The organism is Desulfomicrobium macestii (assembly GCF_014873765.1).
In the GTDB taxonomy this organism is placed as follows: Bacteria; Desulfobacterota; Desulfovibrionia; order Desulfovibrionales; family Desulfomicrobiaceae; genus Desulfomicrobium; species Desulfomicrobium macestii.
Genome location: NZ_JADBGG010000030.1, coordinates 1 through 14,522, shown reverse-complemented (window position 1 = coordinate 14,522; position 14,522 = coordinate 1). Strand labels below are relative to the sequence as shown.

Annotated in this window: 16 protein-coding genes; all 16 read left to right on the top strand. The window is 54.0% G+C overall.

The features are described 5' to 3' along the window. The 16 genes from H4684_RS16175 (at position 1) to H4684_RS16100 (ending at position 14,399) form a co-directional block, all read left to right on the top strand. Complete coding sequence (locus tag H4684_RS16175) at positions 1-822, top strand: lysophospholipid acyltransferase family protein (RefSeq protein ID WP_192624539.1); 822 nt, start codon at positions 1-3, stop codon at positions 820-822. After that, positions 819-1,238 carry a hypothetical protein gene (locus tag H4684_RS16170; protein ID WP_192624538.1) on the top strand — a complete coding sequence of 140 codons (420 nt, stop codon included), beginning with the start codon at positions 819-821 and terminating at the stop codon, positions 1,236-1,238. Before H4684_RS16175 ends, H4684_RS16170 begins: the two co-directional genes overlap by 4 nt. 137 nt (positions 1,239-1,375) lie before the next feature. Continuing rightward, positions 1,376-2,341: a radical SAM/SPASM domain-containing protein gene (locus H4684_RS16165; protein ID WP_225940494.1), complete on the top strand. Its 966-nt coding sequence runs from the start codon at positions 1,376-1,378 to the stop codon at positions 2,339-2,341. Between the two features lie 12 nt (positions 2,342-2,353). Further along, positions 2,354-2,812: an ApeP family dehydratase gene (locus tag H4684_RS16160; RefSeq protein WP_192624536.1), complete on the top strand. Its 459-nt coding sequence runs from the start codon at positions 2,354-2,356 to the stop codon at positions 2,810-2,812. Further along, positions 2,812-3,447: a LolA family protein gene (locus H4684_RS16155; protein ID WP_192624535.1), complete on the top strand. Its 636-nt coding sequence runs from the start codon at positions 2,812-2,814 to the stop codon at positions 3,445-3,447. The genes H4684_RS16160 and H4684_RS16155 overlap by 1 nt, the downstream gene beginning before the upstream one ends. Positions 3,448-3,453: 6 nt before the next feature. Then, on the top strand, positions 3,454-5,817 hold the full coding sequence (locus tag H4684_RS16150) for an MMPL family transporter (protein WP_192624534.1): 2,364 nt from the start codon (positions 3,454-3,456) through the stop codon (positions 5,815-5,817). Beyond that, entirely contained in the window at positions 5,814-6,470 is a 657-nt protein-coding gene (locus H4684_RS16145) for a DUF3261 domain-containing protein (protein WP_192624533.1), read from the top strand. Before H4684_RS16150 ends, H4684_RS16145 begins: the two co-directional genes overlap by 4 nt. Beyond that, positions 6,467-6,844 carry a hypothetical protein gene (locus tag H4684_RS16140; RefSeq protein WP_192624532.1) on the top strand — a complete coding sequence of 126 codons (378 nt, stop codon included), beginning with the start codon at positions 6,467-6,469 and terminating at the stop codon, positions 6,842-6,844. Before H4684_RS16145 ends, H4684_RS16140 begins: the two co-directional genes overlap by 4 nt. Further along, complete coding sequence (locus H4684_RS16135) at positions 6,841-7,299, top strand: acyl-CoA thioesterase (RefSeq protein ID WP_092192624.1); 459 nt, start codon at positions 6,841-6,843, stop codon at positions 7,297-7,299. Before H4684_RS16140 ends, H4684_RS16135 begins: the two co-directional genes overlap by 4 nt. Before the next feature lie 3 nt (positions 7,300-7,302). After that, positions 7,303-8,685: a lipid biosynthesis B12-binding/radical SAM protein gene (locus H4684_RS16130; RefSeq protein ID WP_092192626.1), complete on the top strand. Its 1,383-nt coding sequence runs from the start codon at positions 7,303-7,305 to the stop codon at positions 8,683-8,685. After that, positions 8,669-9,871 carry a DUF2062 domain-containing protein gene (locus H4684_RS16125; RefSeq protein WP_192624531.1) on the top strand — a complete coding sequence of 401 codons (1,203 nt, stop codon included), beginning with the start codon at positions 8,669-8,671 and terminating at the stop codon, positions 9,869-9,871. Before H4684_RS16130 ends, H4684_RS16125 begins: the two co-directional genes overlap by 17 nt. Then, positions 9,868-10,764 (top strand): lysophospholipid acyltransferase family protein, encoded by an 897-nt coding sequence (locus H4684_RS16120; protein WP_192624530.1) that lies wholly within the window; start codon positions 9,868-9,870, stop codon positions 10,762-10,764. Before H4684_RS16125 ends, H4684_RS16120 begins: the two co-directional genes overlap by 4 nt. Positions 10,765-10,773: 9 nt before the next feature. Next, a complete protein-coding gene (locus H4684_RS16115) occupies positions 10,774-11,025 on the top strand; it encodes a phosphopantetheine-binding protein (RefSeq protein WP_092192632.1) in 252 nt (83 codons plus the stop codon). Position 11,026: 1 nt separating this feature from the next. Then, positions 11,027-12,226 carry a beta-ketoacyl-[acyl-carrier-protein] synthase family protein gene (locus H4684_RS16110; RefSeq protein WP_208599846.1) on the top strand — a complete coding sequence of 400 codons (1,200 nt, stop codon included), beginning with the start codon at positions 11,027-11,029 and terminating at the stop codon, positions 12,224-12,226. After that, a complete protein-coding gene (locus H4684_RS16105; protein WP_092192634.1) occupies positions 12,226-13,188 on the top strand; it encodes a beta-ketoacyl synthase N-terminal-like domain-containing protein in 963 nt (320 codons plus the stop codon). Before H4684_RS16110 ends, H4684_RS16105 begins: the two co-directional genes overlap by 1 nt. Continuing rightward, complete coding sequence (locus H4684_RS16100) at positions 13,185-14,399, top strand: AMP-binding protein (RefSeq protein ID WP_161949144.1); 1,215 nt, start codon at positions 13,185-13,187, stop codon at positions 14,397-14,399. Before H4684_RS16105 ends, H4684_RS16100 begins: the two co-directional genes overlap by 4 nt. The last annotated feature ends 123 nt before the right edge of the window (positions 14,400-14,522 follow it).

Here is a 14,522-nt window from a genome sequence, read left to right as displayed (position 1 = left end):
ATGGCTACATCACAAAATCCATATACGCTAAGATCTATTTTAAGAAATATTGGATTTTATTGTGGCTTTCTAATATTAAATTTATTCATTTTTATAATTTCTCCATTCTTATATTTAATCCTTCGAACAGCAAAAAAATATAGTCAAGGCCAAGCTGTTCGTCGCATAATATGGATTTATGGGAGAATGTGGGTAATACTAACATCTTTATTTGTAGAAATAAAAATAGATACAAAAAAAGCAGCAGATTATCCAAAGCCAAGCATTATTCTTGTCAATCATCAATCTTTTTTTGATGCTTTTTGCATGGGCGCTCTTCCGATTTACGATATAATTTTTTTAGTCCGGCAATGGCCATTTCGAATTCCATTTTATGGCCACTACATGCGACAAGCTAAATATATCAACAGTGAAAATATGTCCTGTGAAGAATTTGTTTGCGAAGCCAAAGAAAAGCTAAACCGGGGAATATCGATAATAATCTTCCCCGAAGGAACTCGCAGTAAAAATGGACAACTGGGCCGATTCTATTCCGGAGCCTTCAAACTGGCCACGGAATCTAAACACCCCATAGTGCCTGTTTGTATCGATGGCTCTGGAAAGTTCCTGCCCAAAGGAAAATTTCTAATAACAGCAAACCCGATCTCAATTAGAACGCTACCTACCATTGACCCAAACGAATTTAAGAAATTTGGCCAAAGAGCTCACATAGAACTAAGGAAAAATGTCAAAAAAATGTTCTTAAAAGATCTTGAACAGTCTTTTTTGCATTATGACCCTATTTTACAAGTACAAACCTGTAGCCCGAGGGAAACACAATGAAAAAGAATTCAGCCTTCCTGCGCATCTTGAGCCTTATGCTTGTGACAATTGCCATGCTGTTGATTTCGGGATGCCGCACAGTTCCCGTTCGCAATATTGAAAACGCTCCCATCGTAACAACAAGCCAAGCCCACCCCAATATGCAAAAAATTGGTGACGCCATAATCAAAGCTGGAACAAACCTTGGCTGGAAAATGTCCCAAAAAGAGGCCGGACTGATCATAGGAAAACTCTATGTTCGCACTCACAGAGCTGAGGTCAAAATCATTTATAACCACAAAAATTACAATATTCTTTACGACAACAGTAGCAATCTTAAATATAATCCAGAAAAATCAACAATTCACAGACAGTATAACAACTGGATTAAAAATCTCGACATTGCAATACAACGCGAGCTAGTAAGCATTCAATAGATAAAGCCCATTTACTATTTTAAATAAAATTTTAAAATTATTAAAGGACAATATCTATAATGACTCGCTTAAGATGGGGCGCTTCTTTTAGCCAAGAAGAAATCGAGAATTGCAAGAAAAAACATGGATTACTCTCCATGGAGCTTGAACTCTCAAGAGAGTGCAATCTTCGCTGTATTTATTGCTATGCAGAATCAGGAAATCCCATTGCTGACGAGCTTTCATACGAAGAAATTCTCTCTGCCATAGACCAGGCGGTGGAACTTGGGGCTCAAAAAATAGTCGTTCTTGGCGGTGGAGAGCCACTCTGCTATCCTGGAATATTTGACGTACTAAATTATATACATGCCAAAAGCGTTGAAATAGAGCTATTTACAAACGGGATGCTCATCACCAAAGATGCTGCGCAGACATTTATACGCCTAGGTGTCAAACCAGTAATCAAAATGAACAGCTTTCGTCCTGAAGTACAAGACATTCTGGCAGGCCAAAAGGGAGCATTCACAGCAATACGCAACGGGCTTACGCTGCTCATGGAGGCCGGATATCCCACCAGGGACTTGGCCCTCGGCGCACAAACCGTGATCTGTCGGCACAATCTGGAAGAACTGCCTGCGATGTGGATCTGGCTTAGGGAACACGGAATAATCCCATATTTCGAGATGCTGACGCTGCAAGGCAGAGCCAGGCGACATCCCGATCTTGAACTGAACCCCGAAGAACTTGAGCGCATCTTTGAAACACTGGCCGACATCGACGCCCAAAGGTTTGGTAATTTTTGGGAACCGCATCCCTCCGTGGCCGCCTTTTGCTGTGACAGGCACGAATACTCATGCACTGTGAGCGTAACCGGAGATATCTACCCCTGTCCGGGAGTGGACATTCCCGCAGGAAACATCCGTCAAGCCCCGCTCTCGGACATTCTGCGCACAAGTCCGCTCATTCATGATTTGCGCAACATCCGCAGCAACATCAAAGGCACGTGCGCCCAGTGCGACCTGAAGGCGCAGTGTTATGGCTGCCGGGGAATGGCTTACCAGGCCACCGGAGACTACCTCGCCGCTGATCCTCTATGTTGGCGCAATAAAACGTACCATGCCTAGGAAGAACAGATCATGAACACCTTATCCCTGCCTGCGAAAGCGGTTCATTTCCTTCCGCATGATTTTCCGATGGTCTTTATCGACCGCCTACTGGAAGCTGATGGTGAACGCGGGCTGTGCGAACTTCTACTTACTTCCGCACATATTTTTGTGGATGCCCAAGGGCGCATGGACCGGGCGTGTTATGTGGAAATCGCAGCCCAGAGTTTTGCCGCTGTGAAGGGCTGGAAACTCGCCTGCAAAGGAGCACTTTTCTCCAGTGGCTTTCTGGTTGGAGTTCAGGCTTTCGAATGTCTGGACGATGCAAGAACAGGTGACCTGCTGCAGATCGAAACCATCGAACTCGGTGGCTTCGACGGATATACAGTGGTGCGTGCCACGATCAACCGTGGCGGCGAGACTATCGCCGGGGGCAAGATCAAACTTTATGTGCCTGCGTCCGAAATTCAGAATCCGGGAGCAGATGCATAATGGGCCGCTGCCGCACCCTTGCTTTTCATTTCATCCTGACCATCGGCCTCGGCATCATTTTTTCCGCCCATGCCTTGGCCGAAATCCGGGACATTGACGCTGTCCTCCAAAAACTTCGAACACAGGCGACTGCCGTCGAAAGTATTTCCAGCGAGTTTTCGCAGGAAAATCGCCTCTCGGTTTTCGAAGAAACCATTGTTTCAAGCGGTCGCTTTCTTTTCCGCAAACCTGACAGTCTCCGCTGGGAATATCTGAGTCCCATTACGGAAGGCTTTGCCCTGCAAGGAAATCAAGGGGTACGCTGGACGGAAACGACCCGAACGTCTTTTTCCTTGCGCAACGACCCGCTCATGAATGTTGTCGCCAGACAATTGTTGGCCTGGGCCACCTTTGATCTTGCCTGGCTTTCCGCTGAATACGACATCACGTTGGAGGCGGATTCTCCTGTTTTACTAAAACTTGTTCCCAAGAGTTCTGACACCGCACAAGTGCTAAAACATCTTCTCATCGAGTTTTCCTTGTCGTCAAATACAGTGCAAAGAGTGGAGCTTCACGATCAAAGCGGTGATCTCACGCGTATTCTTTTTAAAAATCCACAAGTGAACACCCCCCTTGACGACGGAATGTTCAGGTAAGGCGGCATGTTTCACCTGTTTGGCCGCGCCTATGCTCTTCTCGCTCCCCGACGGGGTTTCCTGCTGGCACTCTGCGCACTTGCCTGTTTCGCCTGCGCTCTCTTTGTTTCAAGGCTGGTTGTGCGCGAAGATATCAGCACCATGTTTCCGGACGACTCCGGCCGAATTGCTTCCGACTTTGCCCTGTTGCGCTTGGCGCCATTTGCCCAGCGACTGACCATTACAGTCAGTCATGCCGGCGCAAATCCCACCCAGGCCGCCGAAACCCTGGCAACCGCCTTGCGCCGGGAAAGCGTTTTCACTCGCGTACTGACCGGTCCGCCGAGCAACATTTCCCTGACGTTTCTCACCAAGCTGTTACCTCTGGCTCCGGCCCTGCTGACCGAACAGGACACAAAAACACTCTACGCATTGACCGACCCGGAGCATGTGCAAACCGCACTGGAGCAAAACAGACGCGACCTGCTTTCACCTGGCGCAGTAGCCCTGAAAAAGGTCATCCGCCAAGATCCCCTGGGAATACGGAACATTGTTCTGCCCAAACTGGCAGCGCCGTCGCGCCTGGCCGATGTAAGGATTGAAAACGGTCATTTCGTAAGCCGTGACGGCAATCACGCCTTGATCTTGGTTGACACGGATATCCCGATGACCGACTCGCTCGGCGCGGCCAAGGTCATGAGCAGCTATGAAAAAGCGGTCGCAGCACTGCCCGAAGGCGCGCAGGCCATGCTTGTCGGCGGGCATCGCCATACCCACGTCAACGCGCAGGCCATCAAGGATGACCTGAAAATCATTTTGCCTTCCGCCTTCATCCTGCTGGCCCTGATTTTCCTGCTTTTCATGCGTAACCGGCAAAGCCTTTATGTTTTCCTGGTTCCGGTCTGCGTGGTCGGTGTCGCCGGGACAGCAACCGCTCTTGTCTACGGCTCCATTTCCGGCATTGTCCTTGGATTTGGCGCCGTGCTCCTGGGTATTTCCGTAGACTACGCCCTGCACGTCTACTTTGCGTTGCAGAATTCAAGCGCCGATGAAAATCATAACCCTGCGCATACGCTTACACAAATATCTCCTGCCATTACCTTTGGCGCCTTGACCTCATGCACCGCCCTCGCCGCCCTTCTTGTGTCGGACATCCCAGGCATCCGCCAGCTGGCCGTTTTTTCCCTTTTCGGCATCATTGCGTCCTTTTTCATGTCGCTGCTCATCCTGCCACACTTCATCACCGCAACGAAAGGCCGCCTGACCAACACAACTCAGCACAACACTCATAAATCTTTTGGCGTAGCGCCTCTCATAACGCTTTGGGTTGTCGTCCTGAGTGCCGGAATCTGGTTTGGTCAGCACACACGCATAAACGGCGACCTGCGGGCAATGAGCTTTACTCCCACAGAGGTCCAGGCGGAAGAAGATGCCACCAGAACAATCTGGGGAAGCATGCGTGATCTCGCCCTGATCTTTGTTCGCGCTCGGACATTCGACGACGCTCTCGAAAAAAACGACCGCGTTTGGAGTTTTCTGCAGACTCATAATGCCACAAGTCCAATAATCAGCCTGGCCCCACTCCTTCCCGCCATGCAGACACAACTGCAAAACATTTCGCGCTGGAAAGCCTTTTGGCAGGTCAACGGACAATCAGCTTTTACCCGTCTGGAAACCGAGCAAAAGGCCTTGGGATTTTCCCGTTCCGCATTCAGCCCGTTTGCCGAATTCATCAGTGCCTCGCCCGAAACTATTTCAAGCGAGTCACTGCATGAACTAGGTATCCAGGAATTTGTGGACGTGCTGGCCATGCGCGATGGCGATGACTTCCTTGTCCTCACCCTGCTTCCGGACACGATGAAAAATGCCGCTTTGCTAAGCGATTACACCGAGCGGGAGCTAGGAGCCCAATTTGTTTCCGGATCCCGGTTCCGGGAACTGCTTGGGGGCGCAATGCGCATTGATGTCTTGCGCTTCAGTGGCTCGGCCCTGGCCGGAGTGGTGCTGCTCAATGCGATACTCTTTCGCAACCCGCGCAAAACACTGCTCGCCCTTTTGCCCATAGGCATGGGCGTGACCACGGTGCTCGCGGTCATGTACAGCTTCGGACAAGCCTTGAACCTCTTCCACATCGTCTCTCTCCCGCTCATCATCGGTCTTGGCGCTGACTACGGAATATTCATGGTTTGCCGCTCGGAACAATCCGCGCATCATCAGACAGCACGCGCCGTGCTCTTTTCCGGATTGACCACGCTGTGCGGGTTTGGGGTGCTCGTGCTGGCTCGACACCCGGCCTTGCACTCCATCGGCATAACAGTCTTGACCGGAGTGGGCACGGCAATGATCACGGCCCTTTGGATAGTACCCGCATTGAACGGAGACCGGCGATGAAATGGCTCGTAACCGCTGTGCTTCTGGTCAACCTGGGGTGTGCGGGCATGGCAAATCAGCAGCCTCGATCGGAACTGCCGAACCCGCATCTGGCCGCTACTCTGTCGCAATACCGAGGTCCCGCTCGAAACGGACTGCTGCTGCGACATTCAGTGCGACTGCGAATCCCTGGGCGCAGTCTGGACCAGACTTTCAGCGGAATCATGCGGTTTGATCATAACGGACAATCGGTACGGCTTGTGGGCATGGCCGGTTTTGGAATGAAGATTTTTGATCTGAGCATCAGTCAGGAAACCGTTGAAACACATTTCATTTCACCGGGTTTAAATCGCATCAACAATTTATCGGAGCATATCGCCTTCTGCGTGCGGCGGATCTGGCTGACTCCCCAGCCAGAAATTGGCAACGGGTTCCGCCGGATTGAAGACACCGCTTACATGTACGGAATCCACGACGGCCAACACGTTGAGCACGAGTATCTGAAAGAAACACTCACGGCGACCCGATCCCTTGGTCCAGACGAATACTGGGAAATTCATTATTCGGAACGCATGGCCGACACACAGGAACCGTCTCGTATCATCTTCAAAGACAGCCACGGGCGCTATTCACTCGATGTGCGCCTCATCGAACAAAGGATGACATCATCATGAGCAGACTCCTTCAAGAGGTCCGGTCCTGTGCAACTCGCCCCGCCCACACCGACGAGCACGGATTCCGAACAATGGAGTTCATCTTCCCGCCCACTTTTGTGGGATTTGACGGCCACTTTCCGGATCGCCCCATCCTGCCCGGCATCGTTCAAGTCCTGGCCGGCATGCTCACAGCGAGCGATGATTCCATGACGCTTCATAAAGTCGCCAAGGCTAAATTCTCACGTGTAATCACCCCAGGGGAACTCATGCTCGTCAGGGCAGAGACCCAAAAAAAAGATGGCAATATTCTGGCTACCATTATCATCAGCGTAGGCGGGGACACGGCCGCGACCATGGCTCTGGCACTGCATCCAAAGGAATTCGCGGAATGAAAAAGCCATATTTCAAAACAGCACCCGGCAGTCCTGTCCCGTTGCGCATTGATGTTGAACGCCGCATTCGGTTCCAAGAGGTAGATACGCTGGGCATTGTCTGGCACGGGCACTATCCAAGCTATTTCGAAGACGCGCGCGTGGCTTTGGGCAATCGTTACGGTGTCGGCTACCTCGACTTCCACCGGGAAAATGTCATCACGCCCATCAAGCAACTCTGGATCGATTATATCGCGCCACTGCGTTTCGGTGAAGACTGCACGATCACCGCCATCTTGCACTGGACAGAAGCCGCCCGCATCAATTTTGAGTTTGAAATTCGCAACCAGGTCGGCACGCTGGCAACCACTGGCTTCACGGTACAGCTCTTCCTGGACAGCGACGGAAACATCCTTACATATCCACCTGATTTTTATCAAAAATTCCTTGCATCATGGAAGAAGGGAGAACTCTAGAAGATGCGGATTCTGCTCATCGCCACGAATACTGAAATCGAGCCGTATCCTGTCTTCCCCCTGGGAATGGCCGTCCTTGCGAGCGCGCTTTTGTCCTCCGGGCATGACGTTCGTCAGCTCGACTGCCTGGCTCTCGGTGGCGACAAAGAGATAATCCGCAGCGTCTGCACCGAATATCGTCCACAGGTCATAGGTTTTTCCCTTCGCAACGTAGACAACGTGGACTCGCTGACATCGCACACGCATTGGGCACTGCGCGAGGTGCGTGAACTGATCGCCTTTATCCGCTCTTTTTGCGATGCACCTTTGATGATGGGGGGCCCTGGCTTTTCGCTCATGCCTGAACAAATCCTGGACTACACGGGGGCCGACTTTGGCATTGTCGGCGAAGGCGAGGAGGCCTGTCGCAATGTTCTCGAACAACTCGCGCAGGGCCAGACACCCCCACGAATCACCAAAGGAACAAAACGGTTGCAGGACAAGGAAATGCACGGCGCATCTCCCTGCCCCGAGATCATGGACTTCTATCTGCGTGAAAGTGGGGTCGCCAGCATCCAGACCAAACGCGGATGTCCGCATACATGTATCTACTGCACCTACCCCGCCCTTGAAGGGACGAAAATCCGAGCGCGAGAGCCCGGCGACGTGGTTGACGAAATCATACGACTGAAACGTGACTACAGTATTTCCGAACTTTTTTTCACTGACTCGGTCTTCAACGATGGCCTGGGCCATTGGTTGGCACTGGCCGAAGAAATGATCAGGCGCGAGGTGAACATCTCCTGGAGCGGATTTTTCCAGCCAATCGGCATTACCCAGGACGCATTGCGCCTCTGCCGCCGAGCCGGGCTCAAGGCCATGGAACTTGGCACGGACGCGGCATCGGACGCCACCCTGCAAGGTTTACGCAAAGGTTTTGATTTCAAGACGGTTGAAAAAATCAATGCCTTGTGTGTGGAAGAACGGATCCCATGTGCCCACTTCATCATCTTCGGTGGTCCGGGAGAAACCGAACTAACCGTGCGGGAAGGCATTGAAAACATAGGCCGGCTGCAGCATTGCGTGGTCTGCGCTTTCCTGGGAATCCGCATCTATCCGAACACAGCGCTGGTGCGGCACGCCATTGAAGAGGGCTCTCTTGATCCGGCTGCATCCTGCTTGGAACCCACCTATTATTTTTCACCGCACATTGACCCCGCAAAGGTTGAAACCCAGCTCACCCAAGCCTTCAAGGGGCGACGAGACCGACTGTTCCCACCATCCAAAGGGCAGGAGCAGATGGCCGTCATGCGCAAGTTCGGCTACCGGGGCATTCTTTGGGACTCTCTTATCCGTTATCCCGCATCCAACGAAAAGGAGCCGTCTATATATGCCTGCCAAGCCTGACACAGCCCTGGATAGTCGCGTGATGGTAGTCATCCCGGTCTACAATCACGGAGCAACGCTACGCTCCGTGGTGGAGGGGGTGCTGAGCAGGCATGTGCACGTCCTGGTCGTGGATGACGGCAGCGACGACATCCCGCCGCACGCCCTGGACGATCTGCCTGTAAGGATTGTCCGCCATGAGCAGAACCGTGGCAAAGGCGCGGCCATCCGAACAGGTGCAAATGTGGCGCGCTCCTTGGGAATGTCCCACATTGTCACCATTGACGCGGACGGGCAGCATGACCCGGCCGATCTGCCATTGCTCCTGGACGCCATCGCCCGGGACGAAAATGCCATCATCGTTGGAGCCCGTGACTTCAACACCGCGAATGTGCCCGGTTCTTCTCGCTTCGGGCGAAAATTTTCCAATTTCTGGCTCAGAGTCCAAACCGGCATCGCCATTTCAGATGTGCAAAGCGGTTTTCGGGCCTATCCGCTGGCGGTTCTTGAAAAGCTGCGGTTTACTGAAAATCACTACAGCTTCGAGGTCGAAATTCTGGTTCGTGCCGCCTGGGCCGGCTTCCGATTGTCCGAGGTTGACATTACCGTGTATTATCCGCCCAAAGGTGAGAGAGTGTCGCACTTCAGAGCCTTCATGGACAATCTGCGTCTTTCCCTCCTGAATACCAGGCTCACCATGAGGGCCATCATACCCATTCCGCATCGAACCTTCAGCCAGGACGAAACAGGCGCCATATCAGCCATTCATCCGCTGAAATCCCTGCGCATTCTTCTGGCCAGCGAGGCCACACCAAGAGAACTGGCCATGGCCGCCGCGATGGGCATGTTTCTGGGAACCATCCCGCTTATCGGGCTGCACAGCATTACCATTCTCCTGGTAGCCGGGTGGTTTCGAATGAACAAAGTTGTCGGTCTCGCAGTAAGCCAGCTCTGCATGCCTCCATTTGTGCCGGCCCTGTGCATTGAAGCCGGGCATTTCATGCGCCATGGAAGTTTTCTGACAGAAATATCCCTGCAGACCCTTGGTTACGAAGCGCTGCAACGAATCTGGGAATGGCTTCTGGGATCCCTTCTGCTGGCTCCGATACTGTCGCTTCTCATCGGTGGCATCGTCTTTGTCATGGCCAAGGGGATTTCAATGGGCCTTAACGGTCGTTCAGAAAACGAACCGCAGGTCAGGCCATGACACACCAACGCTGGACAAGCCGAAGTATCGGGTCACGCCTTCAACATGGAATTTTTTACCTGCTGATCCGGACGCTGGGCAGAAGACCCGCCTATGTCCTGCTTTTTTTTGTCGTGCTCTGGTACACCCTGCGCCCCATGACCAGGGCCCGCTCAGCGCCTTATCTTGCGCGTCGCTTTCCCAAAACGGGAAGGCTGCAACGCCTGCGGCATTGTTTCCTGCTGAACTGGAATTTTGGGCTCACCCTGATCGACCGCGCGGCTTCCGGCATCCTCGGCCAGTTTTCCATCACAGCCAGCCAGGACGATGGACAGACCCTCAAAACGCTGCTGAGCGAAGGACGGGGCCTCATCCTGCTGACCGGACATTTCGGCTGCTGGCAAACATCCAGCACTGGCCTCGACGGCATTGAGACACCCGTACACGTGCTTATGCATCGCGCGCCTGACGACATTGACCGCCAGCATTTCGAGCACGCAGGAACTGACGCCCCTTTTCGCATCATCGACCCCTGCGGATATCTGGGCGGAAGCCTTGAAATGCTCGATGCGCTTACCAAAGGGCATATTCTCGGAATCATGGGCGACCGTACGTTCGGCAATGATCGCAACACAGTGAGCGTCCCCTTTCTCGGTGGCAGTGTGCGCCTGCCTTTCAGCGCCTACAGGCTGGCCTCGGTCACGGGCGCTCCGATTCTCGTTTTCTTTTCCAGCAGGATCGGTCCCGGCCAAGCAAGACACGAAATCGCCCGGATTATCCGCGTTCCGCGGGGCCTGGGACGATCCAGGGAAAATTACATCCCTTACGCACGGCAATTCGCGCTGGCCCTGGAAGAAATGGTCAAAGCGAACCCTTATCAATTCTTCAACTTTTACGACATGTGGGAAAATTAGGATTTATACATGGATATTAAAAAACAACTCAAGCAGACCCTGATAAGCGAACTCAATCTCGAAGATCTGGTCCCGGATGATATCGACGACGGAGCCCCGCTGTTTGGCGACGGCCTCGGTCTTGACTCCCTTGACGCAGTGGAGATCGTGGTTCTTGTGCAACGCCTTTACGGGGTGGAAATCAAGGACATGGACGAAGGCCGAAGAGCTTTCCAATCCATCAACGCCTTGGCCGAGTTCATTACAGAGCGCCGGAGTTAGCATGCTGCGCATGGAACCTGTCAGCGTTACCGGAATGGGTTGCGTCTGCGCCGCCGGCACGAATCTGAAAGATATCCTGCGTGCTCTGGAGGCCGGACAACGCGCTCCCCTCCCCCCATCGCGTTTCAAAAGTGGACACACCAGAACCTACCCTGTCTTCGAAGTGCCTGAACACGTCCGTTGCGAACAAAAAAACGGTCCTGATCTGTCCATGACCGCACATTTTGCACTGCATGCCGTAAAAGAGGCTCTCCTGCAGGCCGGTCTTGCAATTTCCGATCTTGATACGAGTAGGGTTGGAGTCTGTATCGGTACTTCCGTGGGGGCATCTCTCAACCTTCTGGACTTCTATCGGGGCACACGAGCGGGGCAGACACCCGACCTTGAACCCGTGCACCGATATCTCAACTCCAATCCGGCCGTGACTTTGGCCCATGCCTTGGGCACCACCGGCCCTGTCCAGACCGTTGTCAACGCGTGCTCGTCCGGCGCCGACGCCATCGGCTTGGCCGCATCCTGGATAGCCCAGGGAATATGCGATATCGTTATCGCTGGCGGTGCGGACGAAATGTCCGAAGTGACCTACAATGGATTCATCCGGCTGATGATCTCGGATCAATCGCCCTGCCGCCCATTCGACAAGTCACGAGGCGGGCTGAACCTGGGCGAGGGGGCGGGGATCGTCATCCTGGAAGCCTCAGCCAGCCGTGAAAAGCGAAATGCCGGTGAACTTGCGACAATCCTCGGCTACGGTACAGCTGCCGACGCCCATCACCTGACCGCCCCGCATCCGCAAGGAGTGGGACTCAAGCTGGCCATATCGGACGCGCTCGACGCAGCAGGCCTCACGACCGCGGACATCTCCTTCATCAATGCCCACGGCACGGGAACCGCTAACAACGACACTGTCGAGGCTACCGTGCTCAATGAACTTTTTCCGCAAACTCCGTTCATCTCCACGAAAGGCATGACCGGGCACACTCTTGGAGCGGCAGGAGCCATCGAGGCAATCTTTACCATGGGCCATCTGGCGGCTGGCGGCATTCCAGCCAGCGCGGGATTTTCCGAAGAAGATCCGGCCCTGAGTGCAAGCCCTGCCCGGAGGCATACCCCTGTACATGGAAAGGCGGCCATATCTCAGTCACTGGCCTTTGGCGGCAACAATACGGTACTTGTCATCGGCAAAGGGAGGGCGATCTGATGCGCATGGCCGTAGAAGGAATGGGAATCGTGAGCGCCGTGGGCAATGGTCTCCAGGATCTGGCCCAGGCCGCACGGCATATGTTGCGGGAAGAAAGCCAGACCATCGAGTTCTCGAAGATCGACACAAGCAATCTCGTCCGACATGCGTCCTCCCGGGCATTGCGCAGAGTAGATCATTTCACCCGAATGGCGCTCCTGGCGGCATATTCAGCACTTGAAGATGCGGGGCTTGATGCCGCAGAACTCGAACACACCGGGATTGTTCTGGCCACGGGCTACGGACCGGTCAAGCTGACCTTCGACTTTCTTGACTCCATCATCGACTTCGGCCCGGAAATGGCCTCGCCTCAGGCGTTCGCGCATTCCGTCCACAACATTCCCGCCGCCACCGTCGCGTTGATGATGACTTTGCGCGGGCCGTGTTTCAGTATCTGCCAACTCGACACGGCCGTTGCGGCGGCGACCCTGACAGCTCAAACTTGGCTGGCTGAAAAACGCGTGACGCGCGTTCTGCTCGGCGCCGTGGACGAGCATACAGCCCTGCTTGAAATAAATGCCCAGCGCATTGCCGAAAATCTGTCTGCCGAAATCTCTGGTGGGCGGCGCGGGCTTGCCCCCGGAGAGGGGGCCGTCTTTTTCTGCCTGCACGCCGACCCAGAGCATGCACGCCACGGCTTCATCGAAAATGCTTCCCTCTCAAAAACGTATCCCGATGCCCCGATCTTTTTCTCCGGGTCCGCAAGCCCGGCGCAACGAAACACCCTTCCTCCGATGCATGACTTCTCCCCGCTTTACGGCAACATACCCATCGGTATGGCCTTCGATGCGACCGTGGCTCTGCTCACAGTGCAGGGACGGCTGGGGCCGGTCATGGACGAATGCCCTGCCGTGCATTGTCTGAGCAGGAATCGATTCGGCATGACTGGCAGCATTCTCGTAACATCCCGAGAATACGCATGAAATCGGATCTCGAACTCACAGCGTCCGACCTGCGGGCTTTGCTGGCCAGTCTGATACGCGGCTCCGGGTTACACGCCAGCAAGGCACATTACCTCCTGGCCAACAGCCTGGACATGGATGCTCTCGCGTCGATGCAACCCTCGCAATCAGGTCTGCAGGAATCCGAACTGCGCAGCGTGGCTCACGCCTTTGCTGAAATGCTGTGCATTCCAGGCACTGCCGTAGACCAGCTCATGAGTTGTTCGAGCATGGACGAGTGGGCCCAATGCGCGCTCGGGTTCTGGCGCGCCAATCCTGCCGAACTTGTTTTCAAGACATCCGGCAGCACAGGCACCCCCAACGCCTGCAAGCAATCTTTCGCCCTCTTGGAACAGGAAATTCAGGCTCAGGCGGAAATTTTCAAGGAGCACACGCGCATCGTCACTTTGGTTCCCAGGCATCATATTTATGGATTCCTTTTTTCCATTCTCCTGCCCAAGGCCTTGGGAACTCCGGTCCTTGATCTCCCCCTTGTCCCTTCGCGAAACCAGATGAAACAATTGCGGCCTGGCGACCTGGTCGTAGCCTTTCCCATGTTCTGGAAATCCTTGGCAGTGCTTGCGCCCGCCTTTCCGCCCGAAGTCTGCGGCGTGACATCAACAGGCCCCTGCCCAGCGGATGTCATCCATGGCCTGCTGAACCTGGGACTATGCCGTATAACGGAAGTTTATGGTTCCTCGGAAACCGGAGGCATCGGCACGCGCCATCATCCGGATCAAGCCTACACGCTGCTTCCGTTTTGGGAACCGCTCACCATACAGCCAGACCATCCAACAATACTCACGCGCCGACTTCCGAACGGAGAAACCGCAGGAGCCTTCGAACTGCCCGATCTCGTCCACTGGGAGACAGCCCGAACCTTCCGGCCGCTGAAACGTCAGGACAAGTGTGTCCAGGTAGCTGGTGTCAACGTGTATCCGGAAAAAGTGGCCGACTGCCTCCGCGGCCATGCCATGGTACGCTCGTGCGCGGTGCGTCTCATGCGTCCGGATGAAGGGCAAAGGCTCAAGGCCTTCGTCGTCCTCAAGGATGAGAGCCGGATCGACGCGTTTCGACGCGACATCCGTACGTGGTTGGTCCAGAGACTGTCCGCGAGCGAAATCCCGAAATCCCTGACCTTTGGGACCGCGCTGCCTACCAACGACATGGGCAAGGACGCTGACTGGGATTGATCGCTCCTCATGATTTTTTTCTTGAACATGACCTGCCCGGCACTTTTCAGACCAGTCGAAACTTGAGATAGGTTCCCCCTCAACCACGAGGGAACTGATGAAAAAGGGACGATTTTCCGAAGA